The sequence below is a fragment of the Acidovorax sp. KPB24-07 genome (genome assembly GCF_057543315.1).
The window spans coordinates 1-1310 of the sequence record NZ_BAAJYS010000658.1 but is presented as its reverse complement, the minus strand read 5'-3'; the positions used below and the strand labels follow the sequence as shown (position 1 = coordinate 1310).

The following is a 1310-nucleotide window of genomic DNA, read 5'->3' as shown; positions in this document are numbered from 1 at the left end:
GCCGTGTTCGAGGCGGCGCTGCAGCGCATCGGGCCGTGGTCCATCGCGGCCCTGCTGCTCACGCTGGTGCTGCTGTTCGCCTTCCAGGGCGAGGCGATCCTGGCGCAGCCGCTCGTGATCGCGCTGCTGGCCGTGCCGATCCTGATCCAGGTGCTGTTCAACTCGGCGCTGGCCTACGGGCTCAACCGGGCGGCCGGCGAAACGCACGCCATCGCCGGCCCGTCGGCCCTGATCGGCGCGTCCAACTTCTTCGAGCTGGCCGTGGCCACTGCCATCGGCCTGTTCGGCTTTCACTCGGGGGCGGCGCTCGCCACCGTGGTGGGGGTGCTCATCGAGGTGCCGGTGATGCTGCTGGTGGTTCGGGCCGTGAACGCGTCCAGAGGGTGGTATGAGTCCTGATCTTCCGAACGTCGACGCCGCGCTGCTGCACCCGGTCGATCCCGAGCGGCTGTTCCCCGCGCAGCGCGCCACCCATGCCCCGCGCATCCTGCTGCTGTACGGCTCGGTGCGCGAGCGGTCCTACAGCCGGCTGCTGACCGAAGAGGCGGCGCGGCTGCTGCGGACCCTGGGCGCCGAGGCGCGCATCTTCGATCCGCGCGGCCTGCCGATGCCGGACGCGGCGCCCGACGATCACCCCAAGGTGGCCGAGCTGCGCACGCTCGCCCAATGGGCGGAAGGCATGGTCTGGACGTCCCCCGAGCGCCATGGCGCGATGACCGGCATCCTCAAGATGCAGATCGACTGGATTCCGCTGTCGGTCGGCGCGGTGCGCCCCACCCAGGGCAAGACGCTGGCGGTGATGGAGGTCTCGGGCGGCTCGCAGTCGTTCAACGCGGTCAACCAGATGCGGGTGCTGGGCCGCTGGATGCGCATGGTCACCATCCCCAACCAGTCCTCCGTGGCGAAGGCGTTCCTCGAATTCGACGAGGCCGGCCGCATGAAGCCGTCGAGCTACTACGAACGCGTGGTGGATGTGATGGAAGAGCTGGTGAAGTTCACCCTGCTCACGCGCGGCGGCGCGGCCTACCTGGTGGACCGCTACAGTGAGCGCCGGGAAAGCGCGCAGGCCCTGTCTCAGCGCGTGAACCAGCGCAGCCTCTGAGCGGCCAGCGGGGGCGAGTGCCGCAGGCGGTGCCGCGCAGGCCACGCTGTCCCGTGCGGCCACACGCCAGTCGGGGCCGTGCGGAATAATCGACCGCTTCGCCCCCTCCCCCTTCCCCCGCCCCCTTTTTTCTGCGCCGGCCTGCCGGCGAACCGCCGCATGCCCAGCCCCGCGTTTTTTCTCCACCTTCGCCGCGCGCGGCGCCCTG

The 1310-nt window shown here is 70.6% G+C and carries 2 protein-coding genes; both read left to right on the top strand.

The genetic code is table 11. The annotated features are described in order from the left end of the window. Positions 1 to 399, top strand: a 399-nt coding sequence (locus AC27IQ_RS24780) for an arsenic resistance protein (RefSeq protein ID WP_487091188.1), incomplete at its 5' end; no start/stop codon positions are given. Beyond that, positions 389 to 1102: an arsenical resistance protein ArsH gene (gene arsH / locus AC27IQ_RS24775; protein ID WP_487091187.1), complete on the top strand. Its 714-nt coding sequence runs from the start codon at positions 389 to 391 to the stop codon at positions 1100 to 1102. The genes AC27IQ_RS24780 and arsH, both read left to right, overlap by 11 nt. Positions 1103 to 1310: the final 208 nt, after the last annotated feature.

Bases quoted from the DNA above. Each gene is read 5' to 3' on its own strand.
- arsH (WP_487091187.1), top strand. From the start codon at position 389: ATGAGTCCTGATCTTCCGAACGTCGACGCCGCGCTGCTGCACCCGGTC.